The sequence below is a fragment of the Streptomyces sp. GbtcB6 genome (assembly GCF_019091475.1).
GTDB classification, from domain to species: domain Bacteria; phylum Actinomycetota; class Actinomycetes; order Streptomycetales; family Streptomycetaceae; genus Streptomyces; species Streptomyces hyaluromycini.
The window spans coordinates 196,722-214,194 of the sequence record NZ_JAGXJL010000001.1 but is presented as its reverse complement, the minus strand read 5'-3'; the positions used below and the strand labels follow the sequence as shown (position 1 = coordinate 214,194).

The window sequence follows — 17,473 nt, the reverse complement described above, 5'->3', positions numbered from 1 at the left end:
ACGGTGGAACCCATGCGGCCCGTTTCCCACATCGAACGCACGGTGGCGCCCTTCGAGGTCGTCAGCCCGTACCAGCCCAGCGGCGACCAGCCGGCGGCCATCGCCGAGCTGGCCAAGCGCATCGAGGCCGGTGAGAAGGATGTCGTCCTGCTCGGCGCGACCGGCACCGGCAAGTCCGCCACCACCGCGTGGATGATCGAGAAACTCCAGCGCCCCACCCTGGTGATGGCGCCGAACAAGACGCTGGCAGCCCAGCTGGCCAACGAGTTCCGCGAGCTTCTCCCGAACAACGCGGTCGAATACTTCGTCTCGTACTACGACTACTACCAGCCCGAGGCGTACGTCCCGCAGTCGGACACCTACATCGAGAAGGACTCCTCGATCAACGAGGAGGTCGAGCGGCTGCGCCACTCCGCCACCAACTCGCTGCTCACCCGCCGCGACGTGATCGTGGTCGCCTCCGTCTCCTGCATCTACGGCCTCGGTACCCCGCAGGAGTACGTCGACCGGATGGTCCCGCTGCGCGTCGGCGACGAGATCGACCGCGACGACCTGCTGCGCCGCTTCGTGGACATCCAGTACACGCGCAACGACATGGCGTTCTCCCGCGGCACCTTCCGCGTCCGCGGCGACACCATCGAGATCTTCCCGGTCTACGAGGAGCTCGCCGTCCGCATCGAGATGTTCGGCGACGAGATCGAGGCGCTGTCCACGCTGCACCCGCTCACCGGCGAGATCATCAGCGACGACCAGCAGCTGTACGTCTTCCCGGCCTCCCACTACGTCGCGGGCCCCGAGCGCCTGGAGCGGGCCGTCAACGACATCGAGAAGGAACTGGGGGAGCGCCTGGCGGAACTGGAGAAGCAGGGCAAGCTCCTGGAGGCCCAGCGGCTGCGGATGCGCACCACGTACGACATCGAGATGCTCCGCCAGATCGGCAGCTGCTCCGGCGTGGAGAACTACTCGATGCACTTCGACGGCCGCTTGCCCGGCTCGCCGCCGAACACCCTGCTCGACTACTTCCCGGACGACTTCCTGCTCGTCATCGACGAGTCGCATGTCACCGTGCCGCAGATCGGTGCGATGTACGAGGGCGACGCCTCCCGCAAGCGCACCCTCGTGGAGCACGGCTTCCGGCTGCCCTCCGCCCTGGACAACCGCCCCCTGAAGTGGGAGGAGTTCCAGGAGCGGATCGGGCAGGCCGTGTACCTGTCGGCGACCCCCGGCACATACGAGCTCTCCCGTGGAGACGGTGTCGTCGAGCAGATCATCCGTCCCACCGGCCTCGTCGACCCGGAGGTCGTCGTCAAGCCCACCGAGGGCCAGATCGACGACCTGGTGCACGAGATCCGCAAGCGCACCGAGAAGGACGAGCGCGTCCTGGTCACCACGCTCACCAAGAAGATGGCCGAGGACCTCACGGACTACTTCCTGGAACTCGGCATCCAGGTGCGCTATCTGCACAGCGACGTCGACACCCTGCGCCGTGTCGAGCTGCTGCGCGAGCTGCGTTCCGGCGAGTTCGACGTCCTGGTCGGCATCAACCTCCTCCGTGAGGGCCTCGACCTGCCCGAGGTGTCCCTGGTGGCGATCCTCGACGCGGACAAGGAGGGCTTCCTGCGCTCCGGCACCTCGCTGATCCAGACCATCGGCCGCGCGGCGCGCAACGTCTCCGGCGAGGTCCACATGTACGCCGACAAGATCACCCCGGCGATGGAGAAGGCCATCGACGAGACCAACCGGCGCCGGGAGAAGCAGGTCGCCTACAACAAGGCCAACGGCATCGATCCGCAGCCGCTCCGGAAGAAGATCAACGACATCGTGGCGCAGATCGCCCGCGAAGAGGTCGACACCGAACAGCTGCTCGGCTCGGGCTACCGCAAGCTGAAGGACGGCAAGGGTGCCAAGGCCCCGGTTCCCTCCCTGGGGGACAAGGCGGCCAAGGGCGCGAAGGCCGGCAAGGCCGCCAAGGGCAAGGCGAAGGAAGCGGTGCCCACCGATCGTCCGGCGGCCGAACTCGCCGAGCAGATCGAGGAGATGACGGAGCGTATGCGTGCCGCCGCCGCGGATCTGCAGTTCGAGATCGCGGCCCGGCTGCGCGACGAGGTCTCCGAGATGAAGAAGGAACTGCGCCAGATGAGGGAGGCGGGCCTGGCCTGACCCCTGGGCTGCAGCCGGACCCCGGCAAGGGCGCGAAGTGTTGCAAGACCGACACAAAGCGCGGGCCGGGGTTCGGCACTGTCAGTGGCGCTGCATAGGGTTTTGGTCAACCGCGGACTCCGCGGGAGCAGGGGACATCCGACGAGGGGAAGCAGCCGTGACCGTCAACATGACCAAGGGTCAGGCCATCAGCCTGGAGAAGAAGGACGGCGGCTCCCTGAGCGCGGTCCGCATGGGTCTTGGTTGGAAGGCGGCGCCCCGGCGCGGGCTGTTCGGTTCGCGCACCCGTGAGATCGACCTGGACGCCTCGGCGGTGCTGTTCGCCGACAAGCAGCCCGTCGACGTCGTGTTCTTCCGGCACCTGGTGAGCGATGACGGCTCGGTCCGCCACACGGGCGACAACCTCGTCGGCGGCGCGGGCCAGGGCGGCGACGACGAGGCCATCCTCGTCGACCTCGCGCGCGTCCCGGTCCATGTCGACCAGATCATCTTCACCGTCAACTCCTTCACCGGCCAGACCTTCCAGGAAGTGCAGAACGCCTTCTGCCGGCTGGTCGACGAGACCACCGGCCAGGAACTCGCCCGCTACACGCTCGACGGCGGCGGCGAGTACACCGCCCAGATCATGGCGAAGGTGCACCGTTCGGGATCCGGCTGGACGCTGACGGCCCTGGGCGTCCCGGCCAAGGGCCGCACCTTCCAGGACCTGGTGCCGTCGATCCTGCCGATCCTCTAGCAGCGGCCCGGCGGCACACGAGGACAACGACACACAGGGGGACACGGGCAATGACGGCCGAGCTGGTGCGCGGGCAGAACCGTCCGCTCTCGCGGAACCGGATCGAGATCCGGATCTCGGCCGCCGCGCCGGTCGTGGCCGGGGCCACCCTCGCCGACGAGAGCGGGCGGGTGCGGGACGCCGACGGGGTGGCCCATCCGGGCGCGCCCACGCTGCCCGGGATCGAGGTCTCCCGGCAGGCGGCCGCCGAACACCGGCTCGCCGTCGACCTCGACGCCCTGCCCGAGACCGTGCACCGGGTCAGCGTCCTGATCGCCCTGCCCGCCGCGCCCGGCGGTCCGCTCCGCTTCGGCGCCCTCGCCGCACCGCGTGCCGCGGTGACCGGCCTCGACGGCACCGAGGTCGCCGGCTACACCCTCACCGGCCTGGACGCCGAGTCGGCGGTCGTCGCTCTGGAGCTCTACCGCCGCCAGGCCGCCTGGAAGATCCGCGCGGTGGGCCAGGGCTACGCGGACGGCCTCACGGCGCTCCTCACCGACCAGGGCCTGCCCCAGGCCGCCGAACTCGCCCGCGGGATCGAGGAAGCGGTGGCGCGCGGCCTGGCCCGCTCGGTCCCGGCGCGCACCGCGGACACCGACCGCTCCCGTCGTACGGCCGCCTCCGTCACCGGCCCCGACCTGCAGGGCACCGCCTCCGCCGCCGGGTCTCCGTACGACGTCCAGACACCCGGCGACAGCGTCGGCCGGCCTGCCCCTTCCGAGGGAGCCGCCCAGATGGCCCCGGCGCCCGACGGCGGCCGGCCCCCGACTTCCGGCGAATCGGGCCGGCCCCCGGCCTCCGGCGGACCGGGCGGCCCCCCGGACGCCGTCGGTTCGGGCATCCCAGCGGCCGCCACGCCCACCGGCGGCCCCATCGACTACACGCATCCGAAGCGCCGCCAGACGTCCGGGCCCCCGGCCCCCGAGGCTCCCACCCCGGCGGACGGGCCCGCGCCGCCCGTCGCCGGTGACGCGGTCGGCTGGTCCATGGACGAGCGGCTCTACAACCAGGTCTGGGGCATGTTCGAGGACCTGGCCCGCTCCACCGCCGCCTATCGCAGCGCTCTCGACTTCGCCGAGTCGCGCATGGAGAAGGAACTCGACCAGGTCCTCTCCGACCCGCGCAGCCGACTGGGCTCGGCGGGCGACGCCGCACGCGAGGCCGCCCAGGCCCGGCAGGCCCAGCTGGTCGACCAGGCCCGGGCGGCTCTCGACCGGGACCTCGCCCAGCTCACCGCCGAGTCCGAGGTCGTCGAGCCCGCGCTGCCACCGGAGTACGCCCGCTGGGACAACCCGGTCTGGCACGGCTACCGGGTGCCGGCGGAGCCGCCGATGGCCATCCGGCTGGGCGACCTCCACCTCCCGGAGAGCGCCCCGCTGCGCATCCCGATGCTGGTCCGGCTGCCCCTGGAGCGGGGCCTGTGGATCGACAGCGGCATGCCCGACGCGTCCCGGCACGAGGAGGCAGGCGAGCTGCGGCACCTCGCTCTGCAGACGGCGGTGGCGCTCGCGGCCCGGCTGCTCGCCGTCCACCCGGCGGGGGAGTTCGGCGTGCAGGTCATCGATCCGGCCGCTGCCGGCGCGTCCGCACTCGCCCCGCTGACGGGGGCGGGTGCGCTGGACGCGCCGCCCGCGACTGGTGCCGCCGGTGTGACGGGCGCGCTGGGGCGGCTCACCGAGCGCGTCGACCTTGTGCAGATGGCGGTCCGCGGCGGTGCTTCAGACGCGCTGCCGCCCGGTCTGGACACCTCGCGGCAGCTGCTGATCGTGAACGACTTCCCACACGGCTTCGACGACCGGGCCGTCACCCAGCTGCGCTATCTCGCGGACGAAGGCCCGGACGTCGGTGTCCATCTCCTCTTGGTCGCCGATCGTGAGGACGCCGCCGCCTACGGCCCGTTGCTCGATCCGCTCTGGCGTTCGCTGATGCGACTCACCCCGGTACCGGACGATCACCTGGCCGACCCGTGGGTGGGGCATGCCTGGACCTACGAGCCCTGCCTCGTACCCCCTGGCAGCCATGTGCTCCAGCAGGTGCTCACCCAGGTCGCGGCGGCCCGCACCAAGCGCATGTAAAGTCCCCTGAACAGGCAATTTGGTCTTTCTTTTACCAAACGCTTTACCTTTCCTTGGTGATTGGGGTACTGTTCTCCGTACGGAGGGGAGTACTCCCTGTCTGCTGCGGCGTACCCGTCAATACGGATCCGGTCGGATCCCGGGGCGTCGGCCCGTCTCGGGTGGAAGAGACCTCCGGTAGCGCAACGCGAAATCTTTGCCGTTCACTAACCGGAGGCAACAGTGGATGTATCCGTGACCCTGTGGGTCCTCACCATCCTGGGCCTGGCCGCCCTGATCGCGGTCGACTTCTTCATCGGCCGCAAACCGCATGACGTGTCCATCAAGGAAGCCGGAATCTGGACCGTCGTCTGGATCGCCCTGGCCGGACTCTTCGGCCTCGGCCTGCTCGTCTTCGGCGGCGGCCAGCCCGCCGGCGAGTTCTTCGCAGGCTTCATCACCGAGAAGTCGCTGAGCGTCGACAACCTCTTCGTCTTCGTCCTGATCATGGCGAAGTTCGCCGTGCCTTCGCAGTACCAGCAGCGGGTGCTGCTCGTCGGTGTCCTCATAGCCCTGGTGCTGCGGGCCGCCTTCATCGCCGCGGGCGCCGCGATCCTCGCCAGCTTCTCGTGGGTCTTCTACCTCTTCGGTGCCTTCCTGATCTGGACCGCCTGGAAGCTGATCCAGGAGGCCCGGGCCGACGAGGAGGAAGAGGAGTTCGAGGAGAACAAGCTGCTCAAGGCCGCGGAGCGCAGGTTCGGCGTGGCCGACCGCTACCACGGCACCAAGCTGTGGATTCAGCAGAACGGCAAGCGGGTCATGACCCCGATGCTGGTCGTGATGCTCGCGATCGGTACGACCGACGTACTGTTCGCGCTGGACTCCATCCCCGCGATCTTCGGCCTGACGCAGGACCCGTACATCGTCTTCACGGCCAACGCCTTCGCGCTGATGGGTCTGCGGCAGCTGTACTTCCTCATCGGCGGACTGCTGAGGAAGCTGGTCCACCTGTCCTACGGCCTGTCGATCATCCTCGGCTTCATCGGCGTCAAGCTGGTGCTGCACGCGCTGCACGAGTCCGGCGTCCATGTGCCGGAGATCAGCATCCCGGTCTCGCTCGGCGTGATCTGCGGGGTCCTGATCGTCACCACGATCACCAGCCTGAGGGCCTCCAGGAAGCAGGCGGCGGCCGAGGCGGCGCAGGCTCGGAGTGAAGGCGCTCCGAAGGACAGCATCGACGTCTGACCACGTCGGACGTACGAACAACCACCCCGCGCAATGGTGCGAAGCGCATTGCCGAGCCACCGCCCGGGCTGCTTCGTTGGGTGGCGGAACGTCCCCGGTCCGGGGATGCCGCCGCCCGGTGGAGGCAACCGTGACATTCGTCCAGATCATCGACTTCGAGACCGACTGCATCGACGAGATGAAGGCCCTCGCCGACGAGATGGGCAGCCGGCTCGCCGGCCGCGAGAACAGTCCCACGCGCCGCCTGATCCTCAGGGACCGGAGCCGGCCCGGCCACTACCTCGGCGTGATCGAGTTCAACTCCTACGAGGAGGCCATGCAGAACAGCAACGACCCCGAGACGAGCAAGTTCGCCGAGCAGATGGCCGCCCTGTGTACCCGGCCGCCGTCCTTCACCGACTGCGACGTCGTGGACCTGACCGACTTCACGTAACCGCCCGACCGCACCCGTACGACCCGGGGGCCGTGCCGCACCGGCGGCGGGCCCCCGGAGCCAGAAAGGACCGGAATGCGAAGCCTGTACGCCTCTGCCACCATCGCTGCATGATCACTCGGCTCGGGTCGCTCACCACCCAGTGGACGCTCCTCGTGCCGGTGCTCGCGGTCGTCCTGCTCCTGTTCACCTGGGGGCGCAGTCTGCCCGGCGCGGTCGTCGCGCTGGTGACCGTGGTCCTCGCCGGATCGGTCCTCGCCGCGGTCCACCACGCCGAGGTCGTGGCCCACCGGGTCGGCGAACCCTTCGGCTCCCTGGTCCTCGCCATCGCCGTCACGATCATCGAAGTCGCCCTGATCGTCACCCTCATGGTCGACGGCGGCGCCAAGAGCTCCACCCTCGCCCGGGACACCGTCTTCGCCGCAGTGATGATCACCTGCAATGGCATCGTCGGGCTCTGTCTGCTCGTCGCCTCGCTCCGCCATGGCACCGCGGTCTTCAACCCCGAGGGAACCGGCGCCGCCCTGGCGACGGTGGCCACCCTGGCCACGCTCAGCCTGGTGCTGCCGACCTTCACCACCAGCAGACCGGGCCCGGAGTTCTCCGGCGTTCAGCTGACCTTCGCGGCCCTGTCGTCACTGATCCTGTACGGCCTGTTCGTGGCGACCCAGACCGTGCGGCACCGTGACTACTTCCTGCCGATCACCCGGCAGGGCGAGGTGATCACCGCCGACGACCACGCCGCGGCCCCGTCCGCGCGCGCCGCCTGGATCAGCCTCGGCCTGCTGGGGCTCGCTCTCGTCGGGGTCGTCGGACTCGCCAAGGGTGTGTCGCCGACGATCGAGTCGGGCGTCGCGGCGGCCGGCCTGCACCAGGCCGTCGTCGGTGTGGTCATCGCCCTGCTGGTGCTGCTCCCCGAGACCATCGCCGCCCTGCGCTCGGCCCGCCGTGACCGGGTGCAGACCAGCCTCAACCTGGCGCTCGGTTCGGCCATGGCCAGCATCGGCCTGACCATCCCCGCCGTGGCCCTCGCCTCCATCTGGCTCTCCGGCCCCCTCGTCCTCGGCCTGAGCGCCACCCACATGTTGCTGCTCGCGTTGACCGTGGTGGTCAGCTCCCTGACCGTGGTGCCGGGCCGGGCCACACCGCTGCAGGGCGGCGTCCACCTGGTGCTGTTCGCCGCCTACCTGGAACTGGCGATCAATCCGTAGCCGGTCCGGAAGCCCTCACCCGGCGACCGGCTCGACCGCCGCCACCGGCACCGGACGCGTCTCCGGCAGCAGTGCGAAGCACCCCAGGCTCAGCAGCGCGATCGCCGTCAGATACGCCCCCACGGCCCATGGCACGCGCCCGCTGTGCTCCGCCAGCGCCGTCGCCACGATCGGCGTCAGCGCGCCCCCGAGGACCCCGCCGAGGTTGTAGCCGACGGCGGCACCGGTGCAGCGCACCCGGGGCTCGTAGAGCTCCGGCAGATAGGCGGCGATCACCGCGAACATGGTGATGAAGGCGACCAGGGCACCGGTGAACCCGAGGAACATGAGCAGCGGCTGACCGGTGGCGAGCAGCGCGACCATCGGGAACATCCACAGCGCCGAGGCCGTGCACCCCGCCAGGCACAGCGGCCGCCGCCCGTAGCGGTCGCCCAGCAGGGCCATCACGGGCGTGAGCGACCCCTTCACCACGACGGCTGCCATGACGCAGGTCAGCATGACGGTACGGCTCACCCCGAGCCGCTCCGTCCCGTACGCCAGCGACCAGGTCGTCACCGCGTAGAACACGGCGTACCCGATCGCGAGCGCCCCCGCCGTCAGCAGCACCAGCCGCCAGTGGTGCCGTACGACCTCGGCGAACGGCATGCGCGCAGGCTCGTCGATCTCCAGGAACTGCGGACTCTCGGTGAGCGACGAACGCAGCCACAGCCCGCCCAGCGCCAGCGCCCCGGCCGCCCAGAACGGCACCCGCCATCCCCACTGCGCGAACTGGGCGTCCGTCAGGGACGCAGACAGGGCCAGCATCACGCCGTTGGCGAGGAGAAAGCCGATGGCCGGGCCGATCTGCGGAAAGCTCGACCACAGTGCGCGTCGCCCGGCAGGCGCGTGCTCCGCGGTCAGCAGCACCGCCCCGCCCCACTCCCCGCCGACCCCCAGCCCCTGCAGAAAGCGCAGCACCAGCAGCAGCACGGGAGCGGCCATGCCGATCGAGCCGTACGTCGGCACGCACCCGACGGCGACCGTCGAGGCACCCGTCAGCAGCAGGGACGCGACCAGGACCGGACGCCGGCCGCGCCGGTCCCCGAGATGCCCGAACAGCACCGAGCCCAGCGGGCGGGCCACGAACCCCACACCGAACGTCCCGAACGCCGCCAGTGTCCCCGCGAGCGGTGAGAACGTCGGGAAGAACAGCGGCCCCAGGACGAGCGCCGCGGCCGTCCCGTAGGCGAAGAAGTCGTAGAACTCGATCGCGGTCCCGGCGAGCGAGGCGGCCGCCAGCCGCAGCATCGAGGGGGCTCTTACGGTGCGTGCATCATGCATGCTCCGTCAACTACCCAGGGTGATCATGGGTTACGGGGGCGCACGGAGGTGAGACGCCCCGCACGGGAGCCGCCGCACACCGTGATACACCGGACCGAGCAGCGGTCCTTCCCGGGCCGTACGTCATTCCCATGGATTTCCCACGGACCGGAGGAATCGTGCCCCGCACCCTGGCCAACGCCCCGATCATGATCCTCAACGGGCCCAACCTGAACCTGCTCGGTCAGCGCCAGCCCGAGATCTACGGCTCCGACACACTCGCCGACATCGAGGCCCTGTGCGTCAAGGCGGCGGCCGCGCACGGTGGCACGGTGGACTTCCGGCAGTCCAACCACGAGGGCGAGCTGGTCGACTGGATCCACGAGGCACGCCTCGACCACTGCGGGATCGTCATCAACCCGGGCGCCTACTCGCACACCTCGGTCGCCATCCTGGATGCCCTCAACACCTGTGACGGCATGCCGGTGTTGGAGGTCCACATCTCCAACATCCACAAGCGCGAGTCGTTCCGGCACCACTCCTACGTCTCCCTGCGCGCCGACGGAGTGATCGCCGGATGTGGCGTGCAGGGTTACGTGTTCGGCGTGGAGCGGGTGGCGGCGCTGGTCGGCGCCGCGACCGCGGACGCGTAGCGCCTCAGAGCCGTCCGGCCTCCACGATCCGCCGCAGGAAGCGCCGGGTGCGCTCCTGCTGCGGGTCGCCGAACACCTGCTCGGCTGTGCCGCGTTCGAGTACGACGCCGTCGTCGAGGAAGCAGATCTGGTCGGCGACGTCCCGGGCGAAGCCCATCTCGTGCGTCGCCAGCACCATGGTCATCCCCTCGCCCTTCAGATCACGGACCACGGTGAGCACCTCGCCCACCAGCTCCGGGTCGAGGGCGGCGGTGATCTCGTCGAGCAGCAGCAGCCGGGGTCGCACCGCCAGGGCGCGCACGATCGCCACCCGCTGCTGCTGACCGCCGCTCAGCCGGTCGGGGTAGGCACCGGCCTTGTCGCCCAGTCCGAGGCGCTCCAGCAGTTCCCTGGCCCGCTCCTCGGCCTCCGCGCGGGAGACGCCGTGCACCCGCCGCGGCGCCAGGGTGATGTTGTCCAGCACGGTCATGTGCGGGAAGAGGTTGTACGCCTGGAAGACCACGCCGATACGGCGGCGCACCGCGTCCTGGTCGGCGCGCGGGTCGGTGATCTCCTCGCCGTCCAGCCAGATCGCGCCGTCGTCGATCTCCTCCAGGAGGTTGGCGCAGCGCAGCAGCGTCGACTTGCCGGAGCCGGAGGCGCCGATCAGCGCCGTCACCGTGTGCGGGGCGACCTCCAGGTCCACGTCCCGCAGTACGACCGAATCCCCGAACGCCTTGCGGACGGACTCCATGCGCAGGACAGGCGCGTCGCTCATATGGATCCTCCCTGGGCGCGCTGCCGGTCCATCCGGGCCGTCACCCAGTCCGTGAAGCGGGTCATCGGGATGGTCAGCGCCACGAAGACCAGCCCCGCGATGATGTACGGCGTGTAGTTGAGGCTGCGGCCCACGATGATGTCCGCCGCCCGCACGGCGTCGATCGCGCCGCCGATCGACACCAGACCGGTGTCCTTCTGGAGCGACACCAGGTCGTTCAGCAGCGGCGGCACCTGACGCCGTACCGCCTGGGGGAGCACGACGTAGCGGAGAGCCTGCCGGTTGGTGAGGCCGAGCGAGCGGGCCGCCGCGCGCTGCGAGGGGTGGACGGACTCGATGCCGGCGCGGAACACCTCGGCGACGTACGCGGAGTACGTCAGCGTCAGCGCCGTACCGCCCAGCAGCACCGGATCGACCGTCACGCCCTGCAGGCGCAGCGCCGGGACGCCCAGGACCACGATCATCAGGTTGATGATCAGCGGCAGCCCGCGGAAGAAGTCGGTGTACGCCGCCGCCAGCGCCCGCAGCGGGAAGAACACCGGTCCGCGCAGCGTGCGCGCGATGGCGATCAGCATGCCGAGGACCAGTACGGCGGCACCGCAGATGACGAGCAGCCGGACGTTCAGCCACAGCCCTTCGAGGACCTTCGGCAACGCCTCGCGCGCGTACTGCCCGTTGAAGAACGTCTCCTTGGTGCGCGGCCAGCCGGGCGCGCTGACGACGACCAGGTAGAGCACGGCCGCCGTGACCAGCGTCGAGAGCGCGGCGATCGCGGTGGCGCGGCGGGCGCGGGCATGCTTGTAGCGCTCCCGCTCCAGCCGTCGTGCGGAGGGCGTGTAGCCGTCGTCCGGGGCACCGGCCGGCATGTCGCCCTTGTCGTCCGCGTCCTCCTGGCCGGACTCGTCCTTCGTGACGGTCACTTGAGCACCGGGGCGTCGACGGCGTCGGAGAGCCACTGCTTCTCCAGCTTCGCCAGTGTGCCGTCCTTGCGCAGCGCGTCGACCGCGCCGCTCACGCACGAGGTGAGGTCGCTGCCCTTGTCGAGGACCAGGCCGAACTGCTCGGGCGTGCCGCCCTGGTTCTCGAACTGGCCCACGATCTTCGCGTCCGTCACCTCGGCCGCGGTGATGTAGAAGGCGGTCGGCAGGTCGGTGACGATCGCGTCCACCTGGCCGTTCTTCAGCGCCGACTTGGCCTGGTCGTTCTTTGCGTACACGGCGGGCTCCTGCGACGGCTTCACCACGTCGGTGATGTAGTCGAGGCTCGTCGTGCCGACCTGCGCGCCCAGCTTCAGGCCCTTGAGATCCGCGATGCTCGTCGCCTTCGCGGCCTTGCTGCCCTTGAGCGCGATGACCGCCTGGCGCACGTCGTAGTAGCCGGACGAGAAGTCCACGGCCTTCTTGCGCTCGGTGCTGATGGACACCTGGTTGATGTCGAAGTCGAAGGTCTTCACACCGGGCGCGAACGCCTTGTTGAACGGCACGCTCTGCCAGACGACCGCGCTCTTGTCGTACCCCAGCTGCTTCGCCACGGCGTAGGCGACCGCCGACTCGAAGCCCTCGCCGTTGGCCGGCTTGTCGTCCTTGAACCACGGCTCGTACGCCGGTTCGTCGGTCGCGATCGTCAGCTTGCCGGAGGTCTTCGTGGCCAGTCCGCCCTTGGCACAGGTGGTTCCGGCCGACGAGGAGGACGTGCCGGACGCCTTCTCCTCCGGCTGCGGAGCACAGCCGACGGCGGTGGCGAGCAGGGCTATGGTGACGGCGGCGGCAGCGCGACGCAGTGCGCTCGGGGCAGGGTGCATGGCGGGAGAGTGACAGCGAACGCCGCGTTTGTCCAGGTCAAGAGGGTATTTGTCCGCATGCTGGGAACGGGTGTTGCGGTCTTGTGAACGTTGCCCGTGGGGGAGCGGACACGCCGGGGCCGCCGGCCGAGGGCGGGGAATGATGACCGGCGGCCCGTACCGCGCAGGAGCCGTCATCCTGTGCGGGGCTGCCACCAGTTGACTGCGCGCCGACGCGCGCGGGGAGCGTGCGCTGGCGGCCGGTGCGTGCGAACTGTTCACACGGGGCGCGCGTGAAGGACCGCGCGCCCGCCCTCACCACCCGCGCGCGTGCCACTCCGGCAGATGCGGGCGCTCCGTGCCCAGCGTGGTGTCGTTGCCGTGCCCGGGGTACACCCAGGTCTCGTCCGGCAGGACGTCGAAGATCCTCGTCTCCACGTCGTGGATCAGGCTGGCGAAGGCCTTCGGGTCCTTGCGCGTGTTGCCGACACCGCCGGGGAAGAGGCAGTCCCCGGTGAAGACGTGCGGATGACCGTGCGGGTCGTCGTAGACCAGGGCGATGGAGCCCGGGGTGTGACCGACCAGATGGCGGGCGGTCAGTTCGACACGGCCGACCCGGATCACGTCGCCGTCGCCGACGAGGACGTCGGTGGTGACCGGGATGCCCGGGGCGTCCTCCCGGCCCGCGTACGTCCGCGCGCCGGTGGCGGCGACGACCTCGGCCAGCGCCTGCCAGTGGTCGCCGTGCTGATGCGTGGTGACGACGGACGCGATGCCGTCGTCACCGATCATGCCGAGGAGCGTCTCCGCGTCGTTGGCCGCGTCGATCAGCAGTTGCTCGTCGGTGGCGCGGCAGCGCAGCAGATAGGCGTTGTTGTCCATCGGCCCGACCGCGATCTTGGTGATCATCAGGTCCTTGAGCTCGTGCACGTCCGCCGGTCCGCCGACCGTCACCTCTCCGCTGTACGTCATGGCGATCAGCCTATAGCGGGGAACGGGCGCCGATGTGCCGCGCGCTGCACGCGGGTTACAGGGGCGGAAGCGCGGGCAGGGCGCCGCCCTTCACCACCAGGGCCGAGCCGTCGCGGCGGCCGGCGAGCCAGCCCAGCAGGTCGGCGGCGGATCCCTCGACGGCGACCGGACCCCCTGGCGCGCCACCGCCCGTCGTCCAGACCCGGCCGCTGTCGCTGCGCAGACCGGTCGACGGGACCTCCTGGTGCCCGCCGAAGCGTTCCGCGAGAAAGTCGATCTCCCGCTCCGTGAACTCCTCCGGCAGGTCCTCCAGCTCGTACCCGATCCCGAGGTCGACATGGTGCAGCTCGACCTCGGCCCAGCGGCGGAACGGCACCCGGGCCGCGGTGTCGGTGACCCCGTTGCGCAGCTCCACCGTGCGCGTCCAGTCCGCGGGCTCGGCCGCTCGGGCCCGGAACCCGGCGTGGCTCTCGCGCAGGTCGTCGAGCTGAACGTCGAGCGCGCGCGGCGCGTCACGCTCGATGTCGGCGTCCCGTGCCCCGGCGGAGGTGTACATGGGACGTCCGTCCAGGACGTTGGCGAGCGCGTCCGCGTTGCGGGCGAGGTGGGCAAGGACATGGCCGACCGTCCAGCCGGGCAGCCGTGACGGCCGGGCGCCGGCCGCGTTGTCCAGTGCGGCGACTGCGGTGAGGAGCCGTTCGGTCGCTTCCTGTACAGATGCCAGGTCATGAGCGTGATCAATCATGGGGCTGACAGTAGCCCCGCCACACCTTCGGGTGAAGGTTTCGCACGAGCTCCGTAAATCGAATGCACGTGCTATATCGTCGGTGGCGGCGTCGGGCATGCTGGATGGTCCGGGATTGTTCACGCATCCAGGAATCCGAACCGGCGTTGTCAGTGGCTCCCCCTAGTCTGAAGAAGCACGGGGCTCTGCCCCTGTCACTTCTCTCAAGAAAGGTGCGGACCGGCTGTGGCCGACCGTCTCATCGTCCGTGGCGCGCGCGAGCACAACCTCAAGAATGTCTCGCTCGACCTGCCTCGTGACTCGCTCATCGTCTTCACGGGCCTGTCCGGGTCGGGCAAGTCCTCCCTGGCCTTCGACACGATCTTCGCCGAGGGCCAGCGTCGCTACGTGGAGTCGCTCTCCTCGTACGCCCGCCAGTTCCTCGGGCAGATGGACAAGCCGGACGTGGACTTCATCGAAGGCCTGTCCCCGGCGGTGTCCATCGACCAGAAGTCGACCTCGCGCAACCCGCGCTCGACGGTCGGCACCATCACCGAGGTCTACGACTACCTGCGTCTGCTCTTCGCGCGCATCGGCAAGCCGCACTGCCCCGAGTGCGGCCGCCCGATCTCGCGCCAGTCGCCGCAGGCCATCGTGGACAAGGTCCTGGAGCTCCCGGAGGGGAGCCGTTTCCAGGTGCTCTCGCCGCTGGTGCGCGAGCGCAAGGGCGAGTTCGTCGACCTCTTCGCCGACCTCCAGACCAAGGGCTACTCACGCGCGCGTGTGGATGGCGAGACCGTCCAGCTCTCCGACCCGCCGGTGCTGAAGAAGCAGGAGAAGCACACCATCGAGGTGGTCGTCGACCGCCTTACGGTGAAGGACACCGCCAAGCGCCGCCTCACCGACTCCGTGGAGACCGCGCTCGGCCTCTCCGGCGGCATGGTCGTGCTCGACTTCGTCGACCTCCCCGAGGACGACCCCGAGCGCGAGCGCATGTACTCGGAGCACCTGTACTGCCCGTACGACGACCTGTCCTTCGAGGAGCTGGAGCCCCGCTCCTTCTCCTTCAACTCGCCCTTCGGCGCCTGCCCCGAGTGCACCGGCATCGGCACGCGCATGGAGGTCGACCCGGAGCTGATCGTCCCGGACGAGGACAAGTCGCTCGACGAGGGTGCCATCCACCCCTGGTCGCACGGCCACACCAAGGACTACTTCGGCCGCCTGATCGGCGCTCTCGCGGAGGCACTGGGCTTCCGCACCGACATCCCGTTCGCCGGGCTGCCGCAGCGCGCCAAGAAGGCCCTGCTCTACGGCCACAAGACACAGATCGAGGTCCGCTACCGCAACCGGTACGGACGTGAGCGCGTGTACACCACGCCCTTCGAGGGCGCCGTGCCGTTCGTCAAGCGCCGGCACAGCGAGTCCGAGAGCGATGCCAGCCGCGAGCGCTTCGAGGGCTACATGCGCGAGGTGCCCTGCCCCACCTGTCAGGGCACCCGGCTCAAGCCGATCGTCCTCGCGGTCACGATCATGGAGAAGTCGATCGCCGAGGTCTCCGGGATGTCCATCAGCGACTGCGCGGACTTCCTGGGCGAGCTCAAGCTCAACGCGCGCGACAAGAAGATCGCCGAGCGCGTGCTCAAGGAGGTCAACGAGCGGCTGCGGTTCCTGGTCGACGTAGGCCTGGACTACCTCTCGCTGAACCGCGCGGCCGGTACCCTCTCCGGCGGCGAGGCCCAGCGCATCCGCCTGGCCACCCAGATCGGCTCCGGCCTCGTCGGCGTCCTGTACGTCCTCGACGAGCCGTCGATCGGTCTGCACCAGCGCGACAACCACCGGCTGATCGAGACCCTCGTCCGGCTGCGCGACATGGGCAACACGCTCATCGTCGTCGAGCACGACGAGGACACCATCAAGGTCGCCGACTGGATCGTCGACATCGGCCCCGGCGCCGGCGAGCACGGCGGCAAGGTCGTGCACAGCGGCTCCCTCAAGGAACTGCTCGCCAACGACGAGTCGCAGACCGGCCAGTACCTGTCCGGCCGGAAGTCGATCCCGCTGCCGGACATCCGCCGCCCGCAGGACCCGTCCCGACGGCTCACCGTGCACGGCGCCCGGGAGAACAACCTCCAGGACATCGACGTGTCCTTCCCGCTGGGCGTGTTCACGGCCGTCACGGGCGTTTCCGGCTCCGGCAAGTCGACGCTGGTCAACGACATCCTGTACACGCACCTGGCCCGCGAGCTGAACGGCGCGCGGAACGTCCCCGGCCGACACACGCGCGTGGACGGCGACGACCTCGTCGACAAGGTCGTGCACGTCGACCAGTCGCCCATCGGCCGCACCCCGCGATCGAATCCGGCGACGTACACCGGTGTCTTCGACCATGTCCGCAAGCTGTTCGCCGAGACCACCGAGGCGAAGGTCCGCGGCTACCTGCCGGGCCGCTTCTCCTTCAACGTCAAGGGCGGCCGCTGCGAGAACTGCGCGGGCGACGGCACCATCAAGATCGAGATGAACTTCCTCCCGGACGTCTACGTCCCGTGCGAGGTCTGCCACGGCGCCCGGTACAACCGGGAGACCCTGGAGGTCCACTACAAGGGCAAGTCCATCTCCGAGGTCCTGAACATGCCCATCGAAGAGGCCATGAACTTCTTCGAGGCCGTCCCGGCGATCAACCGCCACCTCACGACACTGAACGACGTCGGTCTCGGCTATGTCCGTCTCGGGCAGTCCGCCACCACCCTGTCCGGCGGCGAGGCGCAGCGTGTGAAGCTCGCCAGCGAACTGCAGAAGCGCTCCACCGGGCGCACGGTCTACGTCCTCGACGAGCCGACCACCGGTCTGCACTTCGAGGACATCAGCAAGCTGCTGAAGGTCCTCGGGGGCCTCGTCGAGAAGGGCAACACGGTCATCGTCATCGAGCACAACCTCGATGTGATCAAGACCGCGGACTGGGTCGTCGACATGGGTCCGGAAGGCGGCGCCGGCGGCGGACTCGTCGTCGCGGAGGGCACGCCCGAGGAGGTGGCGGGCATCCCGGCCAGCCACACCGGCAAGTTCCTGCGCGAGATCCTCGGCGCCGACCGCATCAGCGACGCCAGCTCGGTGAAGGCCCCGCGCAGGACGGCGGCGAAGAAGACGGTCGCGGCGAAGTCGACGGCGAGGAAGACGGCGACCGCCACGACCGCCAACAACACGGCCACGAAGAAGGCGGCCGGGGCCGTGAAGAAGGCGACGCCCGCGAAGAAGACGACGCGGGCCCGCAAGGCCTGAGGCCCCGGGGCACCTGCTCCGGCAGATCCAGAACGAGCGGCGTTCCCCCGGGGGTTCCCCCGGGGCGGCGCCCGTTTCCCCCTCTCCCCGCCCCTCCCCCCCGGCCCGCCCGACGCCTTCTCCCCCCCCGCGCG

Annotated in this window: 14 protein-coding genes; 8 read left to right on the top strand and 6 right to left on the bottom strand. The window is 69.9% G+C overall.

The genetic code is table 11. From position 1 onward, the window contains the following. Nucleotides 1-12: 12 nt before the first annotated feature. The 6 genes from uvrB to KVT45_RS00955 all read left to right on the top strand — a co-directional run bounded on the left by uvrB (nt 13) and on the right by KVT45_RS00955 (nt 7,878). Nucleotides 13-2,160, top strand: a complete 2,148-nt coding sequence (gene uvrB / locus KVT45_RS00980) for an excinuclease ABC subunit UvrB (protein ID WP_217544326.1) — start codon at nt 13-15, stop codon at nt 2,158-2,160. Nucleotides 2,161-2,317: 157 nt separating this feature from the next. After that, entirely contained in the window at nt 2,318-2,896 is a 579-nt protein-coding gene (locus KVT45_RS00975) for a TerD family protein (RefSeq protein WP_089100950.1), read from the top strand. Between the two features lie 50 nt (nt 2,897-2,946). Beyond that, nucleotides 2,947-5,010, top strand: coding sequence for a TerD family protein (locus KVT45_RS00970; protein WP_217544324.1), 2,064 nt, complete (start codon nt 2,947-2,949; stop codon nt 5,008-5,010). Nucleotides 5,011-5,232: 222 nt separating this feature from the next. Then, on the top strand, nt 5,233-6,234 hold the full coding sequence (locus tag KVT45_RS00965; RefSeq protein ID WP_217544322.1) for a TerC/Alx family metal homeostasis membrane protein: 1,002 nt from the start codon (nt 5,233-5,235) through the stop codon (nt 6,232-6,234). 130 nt (nt 6,235-6,364) lie between these two features. After that, complete coding sequence (locus KVT45_RS00960) at nt 6,365-6,667, top strand: hypothetical protein (RefSeq protein ID WP_308310609.1); 303 nt, start codon at nt 6,365-6,367, stop codon at nt 6,665-6,667. A gap of 110 nt (nt 6,668-6,777) precedes the next feature. Continuing rightward, nucleotides 6,778-7,878 (top strand): calcium:proton antiporter, encoded by a 1,101-nt coding sequence (locus KVT45_RS00955; protein ID WP_217544320.1) that lies wholly within the window; start codon nt 6,778-6,780, stop codon nt 7,876-7,878. A 15-nt stretch (nt 7,879-7,893) separates the two neighbouring features. Here KVT45_RS00955 and KVT45_RS00950 read toward each other — a convergent pair whose 3' ends face one another. Further along, the gene (locus KVT45_RS00950) at nt 7,894-9,198 is read right to left on the bottom strand and encodes an MFS transporter (protein ID WP_217544318.1); all 1,305 of its coding nucleotides are present in this window, start codon (nt 9,196-9,198) and stop codon (nt 7,894-7,896) included. Between the two features lie 158 nt (nt 9,199-9,356). On the opposite strand from KVT45_RS00950, the gene aroQ reads away from it, so the two are divergent. Further along, nucleotides 9,357-9,830: a type II 3-dehydroquinate dehydratase gene (gene aroQ, locus KVT45_RS00945; protein ID WP_217544317.1), complete on the top strand. Its 474-nt coding sequence runs from the start codon at nt 9,357-9,359 to the stop codon at nt 9,828-9,830. A 4-nt stretch (nt 9,831-9,834) separates the two neighbouring features. Here aroQ and KVT45_RS00940 read toward each other — a convergent pair whose 3' ends face one another. From KVT45_RS00940 to KVT45_RS00920, 5 genes are all read right to left on the bottom strand, one after another. Further along, nucleotides 9,835-10,587: an amino acid ABC transporter ATP-binding protein gene (locus KVT45_RS00940; RefSeq protein WP_217544315.1), complete on the bottom strand. Its 753-nt coding sequence runs from the start codon at nt 10,585-10,587 to the stop codon at nt 9,835-9,837. Beyond that, complete coding sequence (locus KVT45_RS00935) at nt 10,584-11,507, bottom strand: amino acid ABC transporter permease (protein ID WP_217544313.1); 924 nt, start codon at nt 11,505-11,507, stop codon at nt 10,584-10,586. The genes KVT45_RS00940 and KVT45_RS00935 overlap by 4 nt, the downstream gene beginning before the upstream one ends. Next, complete coding sequence (locus KVT45_RS00930; RefSeq protein ID WP_217544311.1) at nt 11,504-12,388, bottom strand: ABC transporter substrate-binding protein; 885 nt, start codon at nt 12,386-12,388, stop codon at nt 11,504-11,506. Before KVT45_RS00930 ends, KVT45_RS00935 begins: the two co-directional genes overlap by 4 nt. A 294-nt stretch (nt 12,389-12,682) precedes the next feature. After that, nucleotides 12,683-13,339 (bottom strand): MBL fold metallo-hydrolase, encoded by a 657-nt coding sequence (locus KVT45_RS00925; RefSeq protein WP_089100942.1) that lies wholly within the window; start codon nt 13,337-13,339, stop codon nt 12,683-12,685. A 55-nt stretch (nt 13,340-13,394) separates the two neighbouring features. Beyond that, nucleotides 13,395-14,084, bottom strand: coding sequence for a maleylpyruvate isomerase family mycothiol-dependent enzyme (locus KVT45_RS00920; RefSeq protein ID WP_217544309.1), 690 nt, complete (start codon nt 14,082-14,084; stop codon nt 13,395-13,397). A 225-nt stretch (nt 14,085-14,309) separates the two neighbouring features. Here KVT45_RS00920 and uvrA point away from each other — a divergent pair, with 225 nt between their 5' ends. After that, nucleotides 14,310-17,339 carry an excinuclease ABC subunit UvrA gene (gene uvrA, locus KVT45_RS00915; protein ID WP_217544307.1) on the top strand — a complete coding sequence of 1,010 codons (3,030 nt, stop codon included), beginning with the start codon at nt 14,310-14,312 and terminating at the stop codon, nt 17,337-17,339. Nucleotides 17,340-17,473: the final 134 nt, after the last annotated feature.

Excerpts from the sequence above, each read along its gene's own strand:
- uvrB (WP_217544326.1), top strand. The coding sequence starts at position 13 with ATGCGGCCCGTTTCCCACATCGAACGCACGGTGGCGCCCTTCGAGGTC.
- KVT45_RS00970 (WP_217544324.1), top strand. The coding sequence starts at position 2,947 with ATGACGGCCGAGCTGGTGCGCGGGCAGAACCGTCCGCTCTCGCGGAAC.
- KVT45_RS00955 (WP_217544320.1), top strand. The coding sequence starts at position 6,778 with ATGATCACTCGGCTCGGGTCGCTCACCACCCAGTGGACGCTCCTCGTG.
- KVT45_RS00950 (WP_217544318.1), bottom strand. The coding sequence starts at position 9,198 with ATGCATGATGCACGCACCGTAAGAGCCCCCTCGATGCTGCGGCTGGCG.
- KVT45_RS00940 (WP_217544315.1), bottom strand. The coding sequence starts at position 10,587 with ATGAGCGACGCGCCTGTCCTGCGCATGGAGTCCGTCCGCAAGGCGTTC.
- KVT45_RS00930 (WP_217544311.1), bottom strand. The coding sequence starts at position 12,388 with ATGCACCCTGCCCCGAGCGCACTGCGTCGCGCTGCCGCCGCCGTCACC.
- KVT45_RS00925 (WP_089100942.1), bottom strand. The coding sequence starts at position 13,339 with ATGACGTACAGCGGAGAGGTGACGGTCGGCGGACCGGCGGACGTGCAC.
- KVT45_RS00920 (WP_217544309.1), bottom strand. The coding sequence starts at position 14,084 with ATGATTGATCACGCTCATGACCTGGCATCTGTACAGGAAGCGACCGAA.